15 protein-coding genes and 1 pseudogene are annotated in these 18,779 nt (G+C 57.0%); 4 read left to right on the top strand and 12 right to left on the bottom strand.

The genetic code is table 11. The features are described 5' to 3' along the window. Positions 1–323 precede the first annotated feature (323 nt). Positions 324–932 carry a TetR/AcrR family transcriptional regulator gene (locus R6V78_RS18185; protein WP_410290804.1) on the top strand — a complete coding sequence of 203 codons (609 nt, stop codon included), beginning with the start codon at positions 324–326 and terminating at the stop codon, positions 930–932. Between the two features lie 28 nt (positions 933–960). On the opposite strand, the gene R6V78_RS18180 is transcribed toward R6V78_RS18185, so the two are convergent. From R6V78_RS18180 to R6V78_RS18135, 10 genes are all read right to left on the bottom strand, one after another. Beyond that, positions 961–1,848: a DMT family transporter gene (locus tag R6V78_RS18180; RefSeq protein ID WP_410290803.1), complete on the bottom strand. Its 888-nt coding sequence runs from the start codon at positions 1,846–1,848 to the stop codon at positions 961–963. Between the two features lie 27 nt (positions 1,849–1,875). Then, a complete protein-coding gene (locus R6V78_RS18175; RefSeq protein ID WP_410290802.1) occupies positions 1,876–3,624 on the bottom strand; it encodes a DUF6178 family protein in 1,749 nt (582 codons plus the stop codon). A 77-nt stretch (positions 3,625–3,701) separates the two neighbouring features. Next, positions 3,702–4,925 carry an AmpG family muropeptide MFS transporter gene (locus tag R6V78_RS18170; protein WP_410290801.1) on the bottom strand — a complete coding sequence of 408 codons (1,224 nt, stop codon included), beginning with the start codon at positions 4,923–4,925 and terminating at the stop codon, positions 3,702–3,704. A 129-nt stretch (positions 4,926–5,054) separates the two neighbouring features. Further along, positions 5,055–7,016, bottom strand: a complete 1,962-nt coding sequence (locus R6V78_RS18165) for a phosphoenolpyruvate carboxykinase (GTP) (RefSeq protein ID WP_410290800.1) — start codon at positions 7,014–7,016, stop codon at positions 5,055–5,057. A 158-nt stretch (positions 7,017–7,174) separates the two neighbouring features. Beyond that, complete coding sequence (locus R6V78_RS18160; RefSeq protein WP_410290799.1) at positions 7,175–7,837, bottom strand: XTP/dITP diphosphatase; 663 nt, start codon at positions 7,835–7,837, stop codon at positions 7,175–7,177. Then, on the bottom strand, positions 7,834–8,307 hold the full coding sequence (locus R6V78_RS18155; protein ID WP_410290798.1) for a hypothetical protein: 474 nt from the start codon (positions 8,305–8,307) through the stop codon (positions 7,834–7,836). Before R6V78_RS18155 ends, R6V78_RS18160 begins: the two co-directional genes overlap by 4 nt. Positions 8,308–8,350: 43 nt before the next feature. Next, positions 8,351–9,328, bottom strand: a complete 978-nt coding sequence (locus R6V78_RS18150) for a quinone oxidoreductase family protein (RefSeq protein WP_410290797.1) — start codon at positions 9,326–9,328, stop codon at positions 8,351–8,353. 153 nt (positions 9,329–9,481) lie between these two features. Then, positions 9,482–11,068: a B12-binding domain-containing radical SAM protein gene (locus R6V78_RS18145; protein WP_410290796.1), complete on the bottom strand. Its 1,587-nt coding sequence runs from the start codon at positions 11,066–11,068 to the stop codon at positions 9,482–9,484. A gap of 36 nt (positions 11,069–11,104) precedes the next feature. Beyond that, entirely contained in the window at positions 11,105–11,863 is a 759-nt protein-coding gene (locus R6V78_RS18140; RefSeq protein WP_410290795.1) for an HD domain-containing protein, read from the bottom strand. A 277-nt stretch (positions 11,864–12,140) separates the two neighbouring features. Then, the gene (locus R6V78_RS18135; RefSeq protein ID WP_410290794.1) at positions 12,141–12,638 is read right to left on the bottom strand and encodes a hypothetical protein; all 498 of its coding nucleotides are present in this window, start codon (positions 12,636–12,638) and stop codon (positions 12,141–12,143) included. Positions 12,639–13,140: 502 nt separating this feature from the next. On the opposite strand from R6V78_RS18135, the gene R6V78_RS18130 reads away from it, so the two are divergent. From R6V78_RS18130 to R6V78_RS18120, 3 genes and pseudogenes are all read left to right on the top strand, one after another. After that, a complete protein-coding gene (locus R6V78_RS18130; RefSeq protein ID WP_410290792.1) occupies positions 13,141–14,814 on the top strand; it encodes a 4Fe-4S dicluster domain-containing protein in 1,674 nt (557 codons plus the stop codon). 18 nt (positions 14,815–14,832) lie between these two features. Next, a pseudogene (locus tag R6V78_RS18125) lies at positions 14,833–16,026 on the top strand (NAD(P)/FAD-dependent oxidoreductase); the annotation flags it as partial. Continuing rightward, entirely contained in the window at positions 16,026–17,357 is a 1,332-nt protein-coding gene (locus R6V78_RS18120; protein ID WP_410290791.1) for an aminotransferase class I/II-fold pyridoxal phosphate-dependent enzyme, read from the top strand. The pseudogene R6V78_RS18125 and the gene R6V78_RS18120, both read left to right, overlap by 1 nt. A 73-nt stretch (positions 17,358–17,430) precedes the next feature. Here R6V78_RS18120 and R6V78_RS18115 read toward each other — a convergent pair whose 3' ends face one another. Together R6V78_RS18115 and R6V78_RS18110 are read right to left on the bottom strand one after the other, a co-directional pair. After that, on the bottom strand, positions 17,431–18,474 hold the full coding sequence (locus tag R6V78_RS18115) for an ABC transporter ATP-binding protein (RefSeq protein WP_410290790.1): 1,044 nt from the start codon (positions 18,472–18,474) through the stop codon (positions 17,431–17,433). Continuing rightward, a partial coding sequence (locus tag R6V78_RS18110; protein WP_410290789.1) for an oligopeptide/dipeptide ABC transporter ATP-binding protein occupies positions 18,471–18,779 on the bottom strand: 309 nt, incomplete at its 5' end. The genes R6V78_RS18110 and R6V78_RS18115, both read right to left, overlap by 4 nt.

The raw sequence follows: 18,779 nt of genomic DNA, 5'->3' as shown, positions 1-18,779 counted from the left end.
GAGTAAGACGGCTGGTAATCGCCGCTGACCATCTGCCGCAGGGCATCGAACTCGGCCCGATCCATTCTGCCCATGCCGATATCCACGCTTTCCGCCGCGGCGACTCCCGCCACTATCATTATTGCCATCACTGCTGCCATTATATTAAATGATTTTTTCATGATGAAACCCCCATTTTCTCAAGTCACTCTTTGATTAAACTTACCATGGGCACAAAATCGGTATGAAAAGCGTTATGTCAACCCGGACACATACTTTTTTGCACGATTATTGACCGCGCACCTGGAATTGGGTATTCAATCAGCGATCAGGGAGGGATCGCAATGGCCGAAATCGAGCAGAAAACCCGAATTCCGCAGCAAAGACGGAGTATCGAAACCAAAAATCGCATCCTTGTGGCCGCCAAAGACCAGTTTGCCAAAAACGGGTTTCACGGCACCAATGCCAAGGAGATTGCCGCGGCAGCCGGTGTCTCCGTGGGCAGCTTCTATTCTTATTTTAAGGACAAGAAAGAGCTGTTCATGGACATTTTCAGGGAGCACATCGAAGAAAAGGTTTTGCAGATACTGGGCCAACACCGATTTGATGCCAATAACCGCAAGGAGGGTGTCTACCGCCTCATCAAGGCCATGCTGGATGCGCATGATCCCTATCCTCAATTTCACCGTGAAGTGCTGGCCATGCGCTATTCAGATCAGGAAGTCGAAGCCGCGTTCACTGAAATAGACAGACACAGCCTGGGCCATGTTGAGCGGTTTATCGAACAGTTTCACGATAAGCTGCGAATAACGGATATCAATACCGCCGCCCGGATTGTGTCAGCTGCTGTGGAAGCAATCATCTGCGCGATTACGATCTTCGGCGAAGATCAGGATGCCGATCGGCTTATCGACGGACTGGCTGATATGATCCACCGCTACCTGTTTGACTGAGTGCGTGTCTACGTGATTCTTCAACCGATCAAACGGCGGTGGCGGCCAGCAGGGCACCGGACACGGCCAGCACAATGGCGATCAGTCGCGGAAGGGTGACCGGTTCTTTCAGAAAAATGGCAGCCAGCACAAAGGTGAAAATGGTGGCCAGCTGATTCAATACGGCCGCAAGGGCCACCAGTGTATACTTAAAACCCGCCAGCCAGGCTATCATGGCCAGGTAGTTGCCCACAATGGATGCCGGCAGCACAATTTTCCATGCCGACGACGGTAAAAAAGCCCGTAAAATCAAACGTCTGTCGGAATGGATCAGCGTGATTGCCAACAGGCCGGCAACGCCGGCGAGAAGCCTGACAAAACTTGCCCACAGAACATGTGTCTGTTGCAAAAGGGGCTTGACCATGACCACGCTCGCCGCAATGAGGACCACTGCCAGCACACCGAAGCAAACCCCATGGATAAAATCCCGCCGGGAGATCATCAGCGCGGTTCTGGAATAGGAATCGACAGCGATGGCCGCTATTACGAGGAGGGCGCCTGATATTCCCCTTATTCCTATGGATTCATTCAGAAATAGAGCGGATGCGAAAATGATAAGCGGCAGGTAAAGACAGTCCACCACGGCCCACAGGCTGGCGCCGAGTCGTTTGAGGGCCATGAAAAAAAAGGTATCGGCCAAGGTAATGCCCAAGATTCCGGAAATACAAAACATTACCCAATCGCAGGCCGAACGCACCGGAAAAAAAGGCACACCGGCAAACCAGAGGGTGGGCACGAGCAGCAGCAGGGTGACGACACCCTTGAACAGGTTCAACGCCATCGGAGAGAAGATCTCGCCGCTCTTTTTAAACATGACCACGGCGGCAGACCAGAAAAAGGCGGCCGCCGTGGCGCACAAAATGCCGATTACTTGCATGGCGCGACCTGACGGCTGATGGTTGACTCAGGGCCGGAGCAGAAAAAGATGGACATGGTGCGGATCGAGATTGCCGGGTTCGACAGGTGCCAGGTCACTGTCAATCTGATTGAAAAGCGCCTCGAACACAGACCCCAGGCTATTGGAGAGGTCTGTCTCCGACAGGCCGGACGCATCCGCAGCCCATTTCAGAAAATCGGCTCTTGGGGCATCCCCGATGATGCGGTGGTCTTCGTGATCCGTCCAGAGTCCGGCGTAAAATTTTTTAAAGGCTGACCGGGAGATCCTCAGGGACGGTGTGTCGGCATCGATAGGCGCCTCCCCCAGCCACACCCTGGCCCACAGGGTCAAAAGAAGGTTCTTGTAGGTCAGAAATCGGATTTTCCTAACCGGTGCCATGGGAATTTTCAGGTGATTCAACAGTCGGTCGAGAGCGATCACCTGGTCCAGACCCCGACGGGTTGCTTCGATTTCCCGAAGGCTTTGAAAATCGTGATAGCTGGAACCGCGATCGGACGGGTCATAAAACTTGGGCCTGTCGAGTAACAGCCCACCCAAAAGGCCGAGCCAGTTCTCATCCCAGAAGGTGAGATCCACGCCATGCGTGTAAAACCAGCTTTCCTTGCGCCAGCGCGTGGCATCCCATTTCAGCTGCAAGGCGCCGGCAAAGCCGGTCCTGAAAATATCGGCCAGCAGGTGACGCCGCAGCAGTGCGGCCGCCTCGCGTTCATGGCTCTCCGCAGGGCTTGTGGTCATCAACTCGAGACCGATTCCCAGGTAGCCGCTGGCTTTGGAAACCACCGCCTTCAACTGGTCGCGGCCCCGGATGATCTCCTGGTCTGCAGAAATAATCTGGTTGCAGAGGCTGGCCAGTTCAGCCTGAAGCTGTTGTATGATATGGTGTTCACGGATACTTTTCAGCGCACGCACGAAGCGGTTGTCTCCGTCTATGTACGCAGCGGCAAACTGGGGAACCGGCAACTGCGTCTCAACCAGCGATGGCGGTCCCAGCGCCTTTTTGTCCCTGACCGCCAGATCTCGGGGCCGCAGCGGCTGGTAGACGCCAACGGCTTCATGAAAAGGCAGAAAGCCCTTTTCGCCGAGGCGGACGTTGCGCATCCGGTACAACTCCTCTTCGGTCTCACCGGGAATCATGTTCACGGATTCCATCAACAGGCCCTGATAAAGGGGATGATCATAACTTGACAGGCGCTGCAAAAGCTGGCGCAGCATCTCATTGCGCCTGGTCTTTGCCGTTTCTTCCTCCGGGGTGGAGACGGGAAAGTCCACGAAGCGAACGTAGAAGGTATCGTCATCGGTAAAAAATCCGTCGCCGAAATCCGACGAGGCCTGATCCGATTCCAGCGTGCGAAGTTCGATGTTGTGGAACAGGTACAACTCCAGGAATTCCAGTCTTTCATGGAAACACAGGTTGACCAGTCGCTCCGGATCCGCTTGAAGAAGCAATTGCAGCCAGTTGGTGGCCTGCTGATAGTTCAGCCGGTCCTTGCGCCAGGTCTCCATGTCCAGCATATATTCCCACTGGCGGTTGGAAGCCAGGGAAAGCAGGGGCCCGGCACTATCCAGTCCGATGTCGTGAATCAGAAAATGCAGATCTTCTTCCGGAAAGGAATGGATCAGGGCTGCCGGCTGCGGGTGGTCGAATATGGCTGCCATCACTTGATCAACCGGCGCTCGGAGGATTTGCTGCCTGGTATCCGCCAGTTTGCGGATACGTTCGGAATGGACGAGCGCTTGCGTTTTGGTTTGGTTCATGGGATCCTTTCGTCTCCTGACAGCAGTCAGGGACCAGCATAATCTAAAAAATCAAAAATACAAGCCTTCGGTCAAGATCAACCGCATTGCGGGTGGGTATCGATTCGTCCAAGCAGAAGCAGCCCGGGAAGTGCAATCAGCGTACAGAAGATAAAAAAATTAAACCAGCCCAGTTGTGTTGCCAGATAGCCTGTAGGGGCGGATGCCAGCACCCGTGGGATGCCCATGAGGCTGGTCAGAAGGGCGTATTGTGTGGCCGTGAAACGTTTGTCGGTGATGCTGGCCATGTACGCCGCATAGGCAGAAGTGCCCATTCCAGCGCTTAAATTCTCGAATGCAATGACCGCGGAAAGCGCGGCGAGGCTCGGCCCGACGGTTGCCAAGAGTGCAAAGCCGGCAGTGGAAAGTGCCTGGAGGACACCGAAAATCCAGAGGCTGCGAAGGATGCCCAGCTTGATCATGGCAATCCCGCCGATAATGGTGCCGGCGATGGTGGCCCAGAATCCGAACAACTTGACCACGGCACCAATCTGGGTTTTTGAAAAACCGATGTCCAGGTAAAAGGGTGTGCTCATGGCTGCGGCCATCGTGTCACCGATTTTATACATCAGGATGAAGGCCAGAATCCACACGGCGTTGGTTCGGCTGAAATACTCGACCAGCGGATCCACCACCGCGTCCCGGAGGGTCACGGGAAAGGATGGCACGTGGGGTTCCGGGGTCAAGATCGTGGTGATCAACCCAGGCAGCAGGCACAGGGCCATGATCAGGTAGACCATGGAAAAGGGCATGTGGTCGGCAAGAATCAGCCCACCGCCTGACGCCAGGAGCATGCCGACGCGATAGCCGTTGATGTACAGTGAGGATCCCAGGCCCAGTTCTCGGTCTGACAGGTCTTCGCGTCGATAGGCGTCCACCACGATGTCCTGGGACGCACTGAAAAAGGTCACGGCCAGCGCAGCCAGCGCCAGCCATTCGGGTTGAGCGGTCGGATTGCTGTATCCCAGCCAGACCAGAGCCGCCATCAGAGACAACTGCGATGCCAGCAGCCATCCCCGTCGTCGCCCTAAAATAGGCAGCGCATAGCGGTCGAATAAGGGAGACCAGAAAAATTTGAGCGTATAGGGCAATCCCACCAGGGACATGAGCCCGATGGTGGTCAGATCCACCCCCGACTCCTTCATCCATGCCTGCAGCACAGACAGGGTCAACAGAAGCGGCAGGCCGCAGGAAAAGCCCATCACCAATGCTACCAGCATACGGCGGTTGATCAACACGGATGCGATTCCTTGGCGGTGCATGCGGTTGGCCTGCTCCCGGTTTTAAGAAGAAAGGGCGGCAGAATGTTTTTCTGCCGCCCCGCCGGTTGACTAAAGAGATCAAGGGTTTCGGTTATGGTGTAAAAGCTGATGGATCTTTTTGTACAGTGGTCATGCTTCCAACAGTTGCGCCGGCGTCACGATGGAACCGTACTTTTTCTTCAGGGCGATCAGTCCGTCACGCTGCTCCCGCAGCACGTCGAACAGGAGTTCGGGAACATTTTCCTCCTTGCCGTAGGCGGTTGTCTGCAGGTCTAATCTGGACAGGATATTGTCCACATAGAGTGAGAACTGCCGGTCGTAGAGTTCCTGGGGATAGGGTTTGTCGATCAAGGTTTCAAAAAGCCTCCGCAAATCTTCGTAGTTTGGGATGAATCCGATGGGTGTTTCGATGGCACCAACATCCTTGTGGGCCCGGCGTTCCAACCATCCCAGCCAGACTTTGACATCCTTTTTTTCTCCCAACAGTTTTTTGCCGCCGCCTCCCCGGGCCTCGTGGGTCAGAAAATAGTTCAGTCCTGCCATGATGGGCCGTTTATCCTCGGCAATGGCGGCGTTGCCGAAAAAATCGAATTGCGCCTTCATGTAGTCTCCCAATGCACCCGGAATGAAGGGTGCGTTGGCCCACGGTGCCCGCTTAACCCCGGAGGCCCCCACTTCCGTGGCTGTGGCTGCGGAGACAATGCAGGCGCCGATGCTAACACCGTGGTTGGAATTTTTGGCAACCCAGACTGGTGGCATGGTGTCGCTGTCCCGACCGCTGTAGGTAATTACCCGGGTTTCCACCCCTTCCGGCGCCTCGGCCTTGTCAGAGTAATTGTCAAGGGCCGATGAAGATATGGTACAGCGGGCGTTGGGATGGGAGATGGGCCTCTCCTTGCCGCTGGCATCCTTCAGACCCTTCTTCCAGGGACCCTGAAAGTTGCGCCCACGGGTGGGCTGGACTTCGCCGTTGCCGGTCCAGTGGGGAACGCCGTTTTCATCGATGAGCACGTTGGACCAGATGACTTCCGAACCGGGATTTCTCAAGCGGTTCATCAGCATCGGGTCGCCTTCGCCGTTCACATCCTCCACGATGCCGAATATGCCGCATTCCGGGTTGATGGAGCGCACACTGCCATTGTCGTCGATCCACATCTGGGCCAGATCATCGCCCACAAAATGGTTGCCGGCCATGGCCGTTGTGGTTTTGCCGCACCCGGACGGTGCGGCACCGGCCACCCAGGTCACGCGGCCGCCCTTACCGTCGATGCCGGTGATAAACATGTGTTCAGCCAGCTCTTTGCCATTGCCTTCATAAACGGATTTGTCGACTGAAAAACGGTGATTGCCCTTTTTTAGCAGCAGGGTATTGCCTGCATAGGTGCAGTTGAAGGCATAGGTCGTGCGATGACTGCGGTCCATGAACACCCGGGCATTGGCCAGGTCTTCGGACCGGTTGAGACCTTCACTGTGAATATTGGTGTAAAAATGTCCCAGCCGGCTGACCTCTTTCTCAAAATCCGCAAAGGCGTTGCGGTAGAGGATCTCTGCGCTGTGGCTGACGTAGGCGGAGCTGGTGATCTCAAGTGCGGGGTTGGAGGCGGCCGCACCAACCGGGCCGCGAATATACATCCCAACCACCATGGTGGCGCCGCTCATGATGCCGGCCATCTTTTCACGGACCTCAACCAGGGCATCATCCCGCAGGATCTTATTGGCCAGGCTGCTGATCTTCTCATCGGGGTTGGCAATATAGAAGGTCCGGTCGATGATGCGACCCTGCTCCTCCTTGAGATCGAAATGGATGGTGTGCCCCTGCATGGCCAGGACCGCTTCTTCACCTTTATGCAGGGCCAGTTGGCGGATAAACTGGCGATCCGCTTCTGACCCGGTGTTGATGTAAACCCGGGCAGGGTCGCACACGGCGACGGCGTTGGCGATTTTAATGAGGATTTCGGGGTGGTGCAGCGTCCGGATGCGGGACAGGTGCTCCCGGTTTAGCCGCTTTTCGAACAGGGTCTGAGCCTGTTCGACGTTCTGAATTCCCCCCAGCTTTTTGATGATGTCGAATCCCTCATTTTTCTTTAACATGCGATTTACCCCTTTTCGACTGTAGACGAGACAATCCATGCGGCATCGGTTGTGCAGCCGGGATGGTGAGGCGGTTCCCTTCCGGACCAGAATCCCGCTGTTTTGCGCCTGGTGGCCGCGGCTCAATTTTCTTTTCAGTTAAAGAATCTTGCATGGGGCTAAGTCTTGGGTCTTGGACGCTGGCAGCCGATGCGTTGCGGCGCAGGCATGTGCTGATCGATCCATTTCATCACCTTGTCAAACTCATCCAGCAACCCCTTAAGGGCCTTGCCCCGGTGGCTGACCCGGCTTTTCTCGGCCATGGTCAGCTGAGCAAAGGTTTTGTTCAATAGTGGATAGAAGAAAACCGGATCGTAGCCAAACCCGTTGCTGCCGGCAGGGGCCAGCGTGATGCTGCCTTCACAGCGGCCCTCATAGGTCAGTGCCGGGCCGGTGGGTACGGCGATGGAGATCACACATTCAAATGCCGCGGCGCGGTTGGTCTGTCTGTCAAGCGCCGCCAGCAGCTTGCGGCAGCGCTGAGCATCGGTCGCAGCGGATCCGGCCCACCGTGCGCTGTGAACGCCCGGTGCGCCATCCAGCGCCTCAACCACCAGCCCGGAATCGTCTGAAAGGGCCGGATAGCCCAGGACCCTGGCTGTGAAACTCGATTTTTTATAGGCGTTCTCATCAAAGGTGTTCCCATCTTCCACCACTTCCGGGATTGGACCAAAATCATCCAGATTTTTAATGCTGACTGGAAAGGCCTTGAGCAGGTCGCGGATTTCGGCGGTCTTGCCCGTGTTACGGGTGGCAATGACAAGTATCCTATTTTTTTTCATAACTCCTCAAATTTGGAGGGATCTAACCCTATCCAGCTAACATAAAAAGGGGCAAACATCCAGCAATAATCTGATGACCCAAACGGTCCAGGAATGTGATCCAGCCCTGTGACAAACTCCGTGCGGTGCTTATATTTCAGGATGTCAAAGGGTTCAGCCGGTCCCCAGTCGACGGCGGCACCCGTGTCGAAACCACCCGCTGCAACGGGGTGGTCGGAAATGAACCAATTATTAATGTGTCCCGGCAGATGGGACCCAGACGATACTGAGGAGGTTTTACCATGTCCGATAAAAAATCCGAAGTCCGTAAGACGGACAAGAAAGACAAAGAGCGTATCAGTGAACAAAGCGTTGCCGACAACTGCGGTTGTTTTCAGGTGGTCGATGCCTGTGGTTGTCGGGTGGTTGATCCATGCGGCTGTTATGTAAGCCAATGCTGTTGTTAGACCGTGGCCGCCCGTAAAGGCCATCTTTTAACAATGGGGGTCCGCCAATCCGGCAGGCCCCCATTTTTTATGGAATCAACACCGTGCTGCCCTGGGTTTTTCTTCCCTCCAGATCCTGATGGGCGCGGGCGGCATCTTTCAGTGCGTAAGTCTGACCGATGGAAATCTTCACCGCCCCTTTTTCCACCACCGCGAACAGATCGCGGGCATGGGCAAGCAGGTCTTCGCGTCGGGCGGTGTAGGCCATCAGGCTGGGTCGGGTGAGGAAAAGAGATCCTTTTGCCGCCAGAATTCCGATATCTATGGGTGATACGGCGCCGGATGCCTGTCCGAATGACACCATGGTTCCCATGGGCCGCAAACAATCCAGGGATTGCATGAACGTGGCCTGGCCTACGCTGTCGTAGACCACATCCACCCCCCGTCCGCCGGTAATCGCCTTGACCCGTTCCGCAAAATCGACTTCAGCATACAAAATGGGGTGGTCGCAGCCGTTGTTTCGGGCGATCTCGGCTTTTTCCGGCGAACCCACGGTGCCGATCACCTCGGCGCCCAGGTGGCTGGCCCATTGGCAGACAATGGAGCCCACGCCCCCGGCCGCCGCATGGATCAGGATGCGATCACCGGACTTGACCGGATGGCATCCGAAAAGCAGGTACCTGGCCGTCATGCCCCGAAGCATCATTCCTGCCGCCTGACGGCTGGAGATGCCGTCCGGCAACCGTAGCAGTCGATGGGCCGGAATGCAGCGGTCCTGCGCATAGGCCCCCGGGGGGATGCCCGCGTAGGCAACCCGGTCTCCGGGTTTGAATTCGGACACCTCAGCGCCGACCGATTCGACCACACCGGCGCCTTCCAGGCCGAGCACGGCGGGCAGTGCAGGCAGCGGATAAAGCCCGGTTCGATGATAAACATCGATAAAGTTCAAACCCACGGCCTCCTGATGCAGTCGTACCTCTCCGGGACCCGGGGCGCCTGGATCATGGTCTTCCCAACGCATGACCGAAGGACCTCCGGTAGAATGAATTTTGATGGCTTTGGACATGGCGACCTCCTTTGCAGCGATGATACGTATCGACAGTGTCGAACCGTTCTGGTTCGATTGCTTACTGGTTTACTATAAGCATGGGTGGCACAAATCCAATCGGGTCCGCCGATCCTGGAAAACGATCCTAGTGCCGTTTAACGGCTGTCATGCCTACAGATAGTTCACCCAGGACCAGCGAACCTGTCCATCGGCGGTGGTATGTGTCAGGTAGTGGTTTGCGGCCGCAAATGCGATGGCTGCCCGGATGCGTTCAAAAGGGTGGTCAAGGTCGCCAGACACCCGGCGGATCAGTTTCTCTACGGGGTGCGTATCCTGCTTGTCCGATCGGTCGGCTCGCCAGACGCATTTCTCTTCTATGAGCCGCTTCATCATCAGATCATATAGGACCACGGTGTGTTCCAGTCGAACCAGGGGCCAGGCCTGCTCGTCGGTGGCCCGGCCCGCTTTGCGGAGGCGGTCTATCTCTCCCAGCCACTGGTCGAACCGCTGCTCACCGTCAATGACAATGGCGTCCATCGTTTCCGGTGCCACGCCGGCCGTACGGATGATGGCGCGATTGGCATGGTACCGGCGCCAATCGTCGGACAGAATCTGCAGATCATATTCATCGATGCGTTCCCGTACATCAGTGCCGGGGAAGGGGGCCAGAATATGAAATCCGTGGCTCACACCCATCGTTTTGAGCTGTTCTCCGAATTTGAGCGTTTGTGCCAATGTTTCCGGGGTTTCGCCCGGCAGCCCCAGGATGAAGGATGCATGGGGATCGATCCCGCAGTCCAGGCAAAGCTGCACCGCCTGGATCACCTGCTCCAGGGTGATGCCCTTTTTTATTCGTTGGAGCATTTCGACACAGCCGGATTCCACCCCGAAACTAACCGTCGTGCATCCGGCATGGCGCATTGTCTTCAGCATCCGGCGGGAGACTGTATCCACGCGGGCAAAGGAGGTCCATTTGATTTTCAGCCCACGATCCAGAATTTCGTTGCACACGGCCAGGCAGTGGCTTTCGTTGGCCGTGAACAGATCGTCGGCCAGATTGATCTGGTGAAATCCCAGGGTGTTCAGATGCGTCATCTCGTCGACAACCTGCATGGGATCCCGATAGCGGACCCGTGCACCCACCATCTTGCGTCCCACGCAGAAAATGCACTTGAACGGACATCCCCGGCTGGTTGTCATGCTGACCGGCATGCCCAGCGCCCGGTAGCGTCCTAAAGGGATCAGGTGGCGCGACGGCGGCGCCAGTTCGTCAATATGGGCCAGGGGCGGCATGGCTGTGGTGATGATCTGGCCGCCGTCACGGAATGCGATTCCCGGCACGCATGCCAGGCCGGCTCCAGTTTCAATGGCTCTGGCCAGGGCCACCAGGGTATTCTCTCCTTCGCCGCAAGCCACCACATCCACCTGGTTACAGGATTGCAGGATATCGGCCGAACAGAAGGTGGCGTGGGGACCGCCCAATATGGTGGTGATGGACGGGTTCAGGGCCTTGATCTGGTCGAGCACCGCCAGGGCGTGGTCGACGGTCATGGTTACGGCGGTGGCCCCGGCAAGATCCGGTTTAAAGTCCCGAATCAGTGGCGACAGGAGATCCGGGCTGAAAGGGAACACGACACAATCCAAGAGCTGGACTTCAATTCCGGCCCGCTCCAGGGCTCCGGCCAGAAAAGCCAAGCCCAGCGGTGGCGACGGGGTTTCGGAAATGGGGTAAAAGGGGTTGATCAGCAGTACGCGCAAAGGGTGAACCTCCTGTGACGGCAGGCAAGCGCTGCATCAAGTCGGGTCGCAGTAATTATCCAGAATGATTTGGTACAGTTCTTCGCCGATAGCGATGCCCATGTCGATGAATTGGGGTCCATAAATCCGGCCGGTCCGAGAGCGAAAGGTATTGCGAATCTTTTTCAACAAGGCCATTCCCTTGGGATAGTGGTCCACAAAGGCGTCCAGCGGTGGGTTTAGAAAACCGACCATATCCCAGATCGTGTGGGTGAAATTGTCTGGCCCCCAGCGGAACTTATCCGCATCATACAGACAGTCGGATATCAAGCGGGCCTGCTGGGATTGCATCTGTGCCAGGTGGGCAAAAGCCTCGTGATTGCGAATGGCCGCGCAGACATAGGCAACCTCCTCGGGGACAAGCGGATAGGTTTTCAGGATAGTGCGTGCCGCCTCGGCACCTCTTTGGGCATGTAGTTTTTCTTTGCGGCAGATGTCGTGCAACAGGCCCGCACACTGGGCCAGCAGCAGATTCCGTTGGACGTGAACCGCCGCGTGGCCGGCCATGCGGCTCTCGATAATCACGAGGGTGCCGGCATCGATGGCCACCTTTTCCACGTGACCCATGCCGTGTCCGAAATCTTCTTCCAGGCATCCGGCCATGTCTTTGCGAAGCCTGATGACGGATGCATCGGACTGATAGAAGTCCCGGGATTGCATGGTTTCCGGGAGGTGGTCCCCGTAAAAATCAGGCCGGGGAAAACGGGCCACAATTGTACGGGCGAGTTCACGAATTTTCAGGTAAACAGGGTCCATCGACAGACACCATCCCCAGGGTGCGGACGTTGACTGGCCGCAACACGGCACCTAGCTGATCCATCCCCATCGCACACATCGTTTTCGGCAATGCCACCAAATAGAAGCGCCGGTTTCACGGCAGTGGTGAAACCGGCGGCAGACAATCATGGTCGTATGGACGGAAACGACAATTAGCCTTGAGCATTCGAAGCCTACCGGTCTTGGCAGCGTCGGCGTCTCTGCGTAGACGAACGGATATCATCTTGAATGCATTGATAAACCTACCAACGCCAGGCTACACATCCAGCGTCAAGCCGTAGGGCGTACCGCAGACTTTCCACTTCCCCTCCTCTTTTGTCAGCTGCAGGGTCTCTTCAAATGCGTAGGTCCGGCCCAGGCGGAAGAGTTTGGCTACGTAGGCGTAGACCGGATGAATGCCGGTTCGGCGCAGTCCCTTCAAGTGAATGGTTGCGGACTCGGTGTCCTGGGACAGCGTTTCGGCTTCCACATGATAGATGATCTGCCTCACCATGCCGGTGCTGAATCCCCGGGTGCGTGCTTCGTCGGCCATGGCCTGGATATAGGTGGCGGCAACCGATTCTTCCCCGTCCCCGGCCAGCTGGCTGCACATATATTTTTCCATGTCGGCCTCGAGGAGAAAGTAAGCCTTGGAAAATTCGACTGCCGTTCCTGTGGCGGTATCCCTGCAGTCTGCGAAGATAAACACCACCTGAAAGATAACCGCCAGAATTGCCACCAGAATCCATGCTTGACTGCTGCTACGGTTTGCCATGCGCGACGCCTCCTTGCAGAATCACCCCGGTATCCGCCAGGCGGTGTTGCCTGGCCCAATCTGCCGTATGCGGATGTTAAGAATTTGGGTAAATGGATCGAAAGAGGCAGATACCATGGATCATGGCATTTCACAAGTCCTATGTCATTGCGGACAGGGGCGTATGATGGTTCTTGACAGCTATTTCGACCATTGGTATACAACTGATAAAACTTCAAGTGTGCTTTGATTGCCCAACAGGAGTTTTCCATGCCGGTAAACCGCTTCAACACCCATCAACTTGCCAGGAAAGCCGAATCCGGTGGCTGTTTGATTGCAACCGCCGCGGGCCCTTGCACGCCGATATTCGCCGCCAAGCTGAAAAAACGGCCGTATTTTAACCGGGTCCCTTGTTTTTAATGGAAAATCAGGCTATCTGAACTCCTTTATGCGGATTCAATTAATGGATGGTATTCTAATTGTCGCCTTTCGGACCACCTGAACCAAAAAGAGGGGAAAACCCATGACCACACGTGAAACCATCGATTTTGATGTGCTCTTTGTGGGCGGCGGACCGGCCAACCTGGCTGGCGCTATCCGGCTGATGCAGCTGGCCGCGGAAAAAGGCCGTGAACTGGAGGTCGCCATCATTGACAAGGGTGCGGCCATCGGCTCCCATGCCATCAGCGGGGCGGTGATGAACCCGGTGGCTATCGCCGAACTTTTCCCGGACTACCTGGACCAGGGATTTCCCATCGAGCAGACCGTGCGTGGCGACGGTTTCTTTTTTCTGACCCAAAAACGCAGTTTCAACGTTCCGCTGGTGCCGCGCCAGATGCACAACACCGGTTTTCCCATCGTCAGCCTATCACGGGTATGCCGCTGGCTGGGGGAAAGGGCCGAATCGTTGGGCATCAATATTTTTCCCGGGTTTGATGGAAAAGAGATCCTTCTGGCCGGAAACGGTATCACGGTGACAGGGGTTCGCACCGGGGACAAGGGACTGGACAAGCAGGGCCGGCCCAAACCCAATTTCGAACCGGGCATCGATTTGCTGGCCAAGGTCACCGTGCTGGGTGAAGGCGCCCGGGGCAGCCTGACCAAGGCATTGGTCGGCAGGCTGCCCATACGGTCGGGCAGCTTGCCTGAGGTTTTCGAAACGGGCATCAAGGAGGTCATCCAACTCCCCGAAGACCATTTTTTCACCGGCAGCAGCTTCAATGACATTCACACCATGGGGTTCCCCCTGGACCTGAACACCCCTGGCGGAGGGTTTGTTTATGAAATGGCCGACAACCGTATCGCCCTGGGTTTTTTGGTTGCCCTGGGCTACGAAGACCCGGCGCTGGACCTATACGACACATTCATGCGCTTTAAACGCCACCCGATGATCCAGAAGATTATTCGCGGCGGAAAGGTTGTGGAGCAGGGCGCCCGCGCCGTTTCCACAGGCGGCTGGTTCAGCATGCCGCACCTGGCTGTGGACGGCGCACTGTTTACCGGCAACGGCGCCGCCATGCACAGCACGCCGGCCATCAAAGGCATCCACCTGGCCATGAAGTCGGGCATGTTGGCCGCCGAAACCATCCTGGAAGCGCTCATCGCCGGTAAAACCGACCGTTCCACGCTGGACACGTACAGCCGGCGGCTGGCGGAAAGCTGGGCCGGCGAGGAACTTCGGGAGGGCCGCAACTTCGCCCAGGCCCTGGCCAAAAAGGGGCCGATCAAATGGATCCACCTGGCCGCCCAATACATTTCCTCCGGTAAAGGACTGATCGACCGTCTCCCGTCGGTGGACGACGCCACCACACTGAAGCCCTTGCAGCCGGGGGGCAACCATCTGCCGGTTCAAGCGCACAAACCGGCCAACAACGATCCGGCCATGGTGGACAAGCTCACCGGCGTCTACCTTTCCGGCACCCTGCATCGCGAGGACCAGCCCAGCCATGTTCTCATTCATGACCAGCAGGTGTGCGTGGAGCAGTGCTATCCCACCTATGGTTCTCCCTGCACGCGCTTTTGCCCGGGTGATGTCTATGAGCTGGAGTTCCGTAAGGACGGCGATGGCATCAGGGGCATCAAATTGAACTTTACCAATTGTTTGCATTGCAAAACCTGCGACATCAAGGATCCCTTCCACAACGTTACCTGGACTTGTCCTGAGGGCGGTGAAGGGCCGAACTACAAAAGGGCCTGACCTGTTCAGGCCGTTACCCAAGGAGAATTCCAGACCATGGCCAGCAATCAGCGTTATGACGTCATTATCGTCGGCGGCGGAATCATGGGATCCACCACCGCATTTTACCTGACAAAGAAGGCTCCGGCTTTGAAAGTGGCCGTTATTGAGAGGGATCTGGCCTACACCCGGGCCTCCACCACCCTTTCCATGGTCAATGCCCGGATCCAGTTCAGCCTGAAACAGAACGTTCAGATTTCGCGGTACGCCTTCGAAGTATTGGAACGCTTCGAAGACGAGATGACGGTGGCCGGCAACCGTCCCAGTATTGCCTACCACCGGGAAGGCAATCTCTTCCTTTATGAAGAGGCCGCGGCAGAGCATGCCAAAGCGGCCATGGCCATGCAGCAGGATCTGGGATGCCAGGTACAGTGGTGGACGCCGGATCAGATCAAAGCCCGCTATCCCCTTTATGAACCCCAGGGTCTCGCCGGTGGCACATTCGGCGCCCAGGATGGACATTTCGATGCCTATGCCGTACTCATGGGATTCAAGGCCAATGCCAGGGCCCGGGGAGCTGTTTACCTGGAGGACGAGGTGACCGAACTGGTGGTTGCCAACCGACAGATCACCGGTGTAAAGACTGCTTCGGGCGTCGTTTACGCATCTGGGGCAGTGGTCAACTGTGCAGGCGCCTGGTGCACCGACTTGGCCAGAACCGCCGGTGTGGACCTGCCTGTAAATCCGGTCAAGCGCCAATGCTTTTGCGTGGATCCGGCGGTTAAACCCGATGGTCCGCTGCCTCTGACCATCCTGCCTTCGGGTTTCTACTTCAGGACGGAAACCGGGGGGATGGTGCTGCTGGGAAAATCCATGGAAGACGATCCGGTGGGTTTTGATTTCACCTGGGACCAGCACCGCTTCCTGGATGTGCTTTGGCTGGAACTGGCTGAATTCGTTCCGGCTTTCGAACGGTTGAAGCTGGTGCGGGGCTGGGCGGGGTTGTATGCGGTCAATACGTTGGACGGCAATGCCATCCTTGGCGAGTGGCCTGAACTCAAAGGCTTTTACTTGGCCAACGGTTTTTCCGGCCACGGCCTCCAGCAGGGTCCGGCAGTGGGACGCTACATGAGTGAGCTGATCGTCGGCGACACGCCGACCCTGGATCTGTCGATTTTCAATCCCCAGCGCATTCTCGAAGGCAAACCGCTGGCCGAAGGAGGACTGGTCTGATGGTAACCCCGATTGCCGGCAATATCGTCCGGGAAAAAATCCGTGAAAGCAAACTCGCCCGTGTGGGACTGGCCTCCATTCGTGAGCTGAACCGGCTGGTAAACGAAATCGAAGAGGAGTCCGGTCAGCGCTTTATCCGCATGGAGATGGGCATTCCCGGGATGCCCCCCCCGGAGATTGCCATAGAGGGTGAAATCTGTGCCCTGAAAAAGGGCGTGGGGGCCATCTACCCGCCTTTTGACGGCATCGCCTACCTGAAATACGAAATATCCAGATTCATCAGGCTGTTTATGGACACCCATGTACAGCCGGCCCACTGCCTGCCCACGGTGGGTTCCATGCAGGGGTGCTTTCTCTCCATGATGATGGCCGGCCGACGGATCAAGGGGCGGGACGGAATTTTGTTCATCGATCCCGGATTCCCCGTGAACAAGAAGCAGGCCCAGTCGTTGGGGTTGCCCAGGGAAAGCTTCGACGTCTACGATTTCAGGGGTGACCGGCTGCGGGACAAACTGGAATCCTATCTGTCGACGGGACGCATCGGCGCGCTGATGTATTCGAACCCCAACAACCCGGCCTGGATCTGCTTCACGGAAAAAGAGCTGGGTATCATCGGTGAGCTTTGCACGCGCTACGATGTGGTCGCGCTGGAAGACCTGGCCTATTTCGGCATGGATTTCCGGCAGGACTACTCACGACCGGGGGTGCCGCCTTTCATTCCCACGGTGGCCCGCTACACGGACAACTACATTCTGCTGGTTTCCAGCTCCAAATCCTTCAGTCTGGCCGGCCAGCGCATCGGTATGACGGCCATTTCCGATCGCCTGTTCGATTCCACAGGCGACGGGCTAGTGCCCTGGTTCGGCACCGATCGGTTCGGCTATGCATATATTTTCGGCGGTATGTATGCGCTGAGTTCAGGCGTGTGCCACAGTACCCAGTACGGTCTGGCCAAACTCCTGGAAGCGGTCAACGACGGCAGATACAATTTTGTGGATGCGGTTAAGGAATATGGCGACCGCGCCCGCACGATGAAGCGCCTGTTCACGGAAAACGGCTTCAACCTGGTCTATGACCTGGATGAGGATCAGCCTCTGGCCGACGGCTTCTACTTCACCGTGGCCTACCGCGGCTTCACCGGCGTCGACCTGGTGGAGGAACTGCTGTACTACGGCATCAGCGCCATATCCCTGGAAACCACCGGCAGCACCCGAACCGAAGGTATCCGGGCCTGCGTCTCCTTGACCGGAAAAGATCGCTTCAGGGAGTTGGCGGCGCGTTTGGAGCAATTTGACGCCGATCATCGGACCGGTTTTCGCGCCATCGGTTGAACCACGACAGCAAGCGCATTCCCCGGCGCCTGCATCGCTGTCAGCCGGCCAAAAGGAGATCGATACACGAAACTCAGATCCGTTTTTCCTCTACTGCGTGACAGGCGACCATGACATTGTTTTCCACGGGGCGCATCTGTGGAACTTCTTGTATACATCGTCGATCGGCATGGATGCAGCGGCCGTGAAAGACGCATCCGCTGGGCAGGTCGATGGGGGTGGGCACCTCCCCTTTGAGGCGGATGTGGCCGCTTTTTTTGCGGCCCAGTTTGGGGATGGCCGACAGCAGGGCCTGGGTGTAGGGGTGGCGGGGGTTGTCGAAAAGGGTCCGGGCCGGGGAGAGTTCACACAAGGTGCCCAGATACATGACCGCCACCCGGGTGCTGATGTGTTGTACCACCGAGAGATCGTGGGTGATGAACAGGTAGGTCAGGCCCCGCTGCGCCTGGGCATCCATGAGCAGGTTTAGGATCTGGGCCTGGATGGAGACGTCAAGGGCGGAAACGGGCTCATCGGCCACGATGAACTCGGGATCCACCATCAGCGCCCGGGCGATGCTGATGCGCTGGCGTTGCCCGCCGGAAAACTCGTGGGGATATCGATCGGCCCATTTGGGGTCGACGCCCACCTGGGACATGACCCCCGCCACGCGTTCTTTCACCTGGTTCGTTGAAATGGACGGGTTGTGGAAGACCACCGGTTCTTCCAGGGTCTGCATGACGGTTTTGCGGGGGTTCAGGGACGCATACGGATCCTGAAAGATCATCTGCATCCGGCGGCGAAAGGGAAGCATCTGCTGGGCGTTTTTATTATCGATGCGGGTGCCCCGGTAGATGATCCTGCCGCTGGTGGGTGGGTAGATGCCCAGGATGGTTCGGGCCACGGTGGATTTACCGCACCCGCTTTCTCCCACGACGCTGAATGTTTCCCCCGGAACAATGCTGAAACTCACATCGTTCACCGCCTTGACCGTGGTGCGCCGGCGGATAATTCGCCCCTTTTCGAACCGCAACTGGTCCAGCAGCCCCCCCGAAATGTCGAAGTGTTTGACCACTTTTTCCAGTGCCAGCAAGCCGTTGGCGTCGTTCTTGATCTGGGGTGTTGTCTCTGTCGTCATCTCGTTCCAATACCGGGCTCGGGTTGCACCATGTGGCAGGCCACCATGCGCTTTGCATGATCCACAGGAATTAATGGCGGTTCGTTGCTCCGGCATATGGCATTGCAAAGGGGGCAGCGGGGGTTGAAGGCGCAGCCCGGCGGGATGTCGGTCAGCGTGGGCATCATTCCCCGGATCTGGTTCAGGCGGGCACCGGGCTGCAAGCTGCCGGGCAGGGCATTGAGCAGGCCTTGTGTATAGGGGTGTTTCGGGTTGTTGACCACCCGTTCCGTGGGACCTGACTCAACGATCTTACCCGCATACAT

This window comes from Desulfosarcina sp. (assembly GCF_046496365.1).
Classification (GTDB): Bacteria; Desulfobacterota; Desulfobacteria; order Desulfobacterales; family Desulfosarcinaceae; genus Desulfosarcina.
The sequence above is the reverse complement of the archived record's forward strand: the minus strand, read 5'-3'. Positions and strand labels throughout refer to the sequence as shown.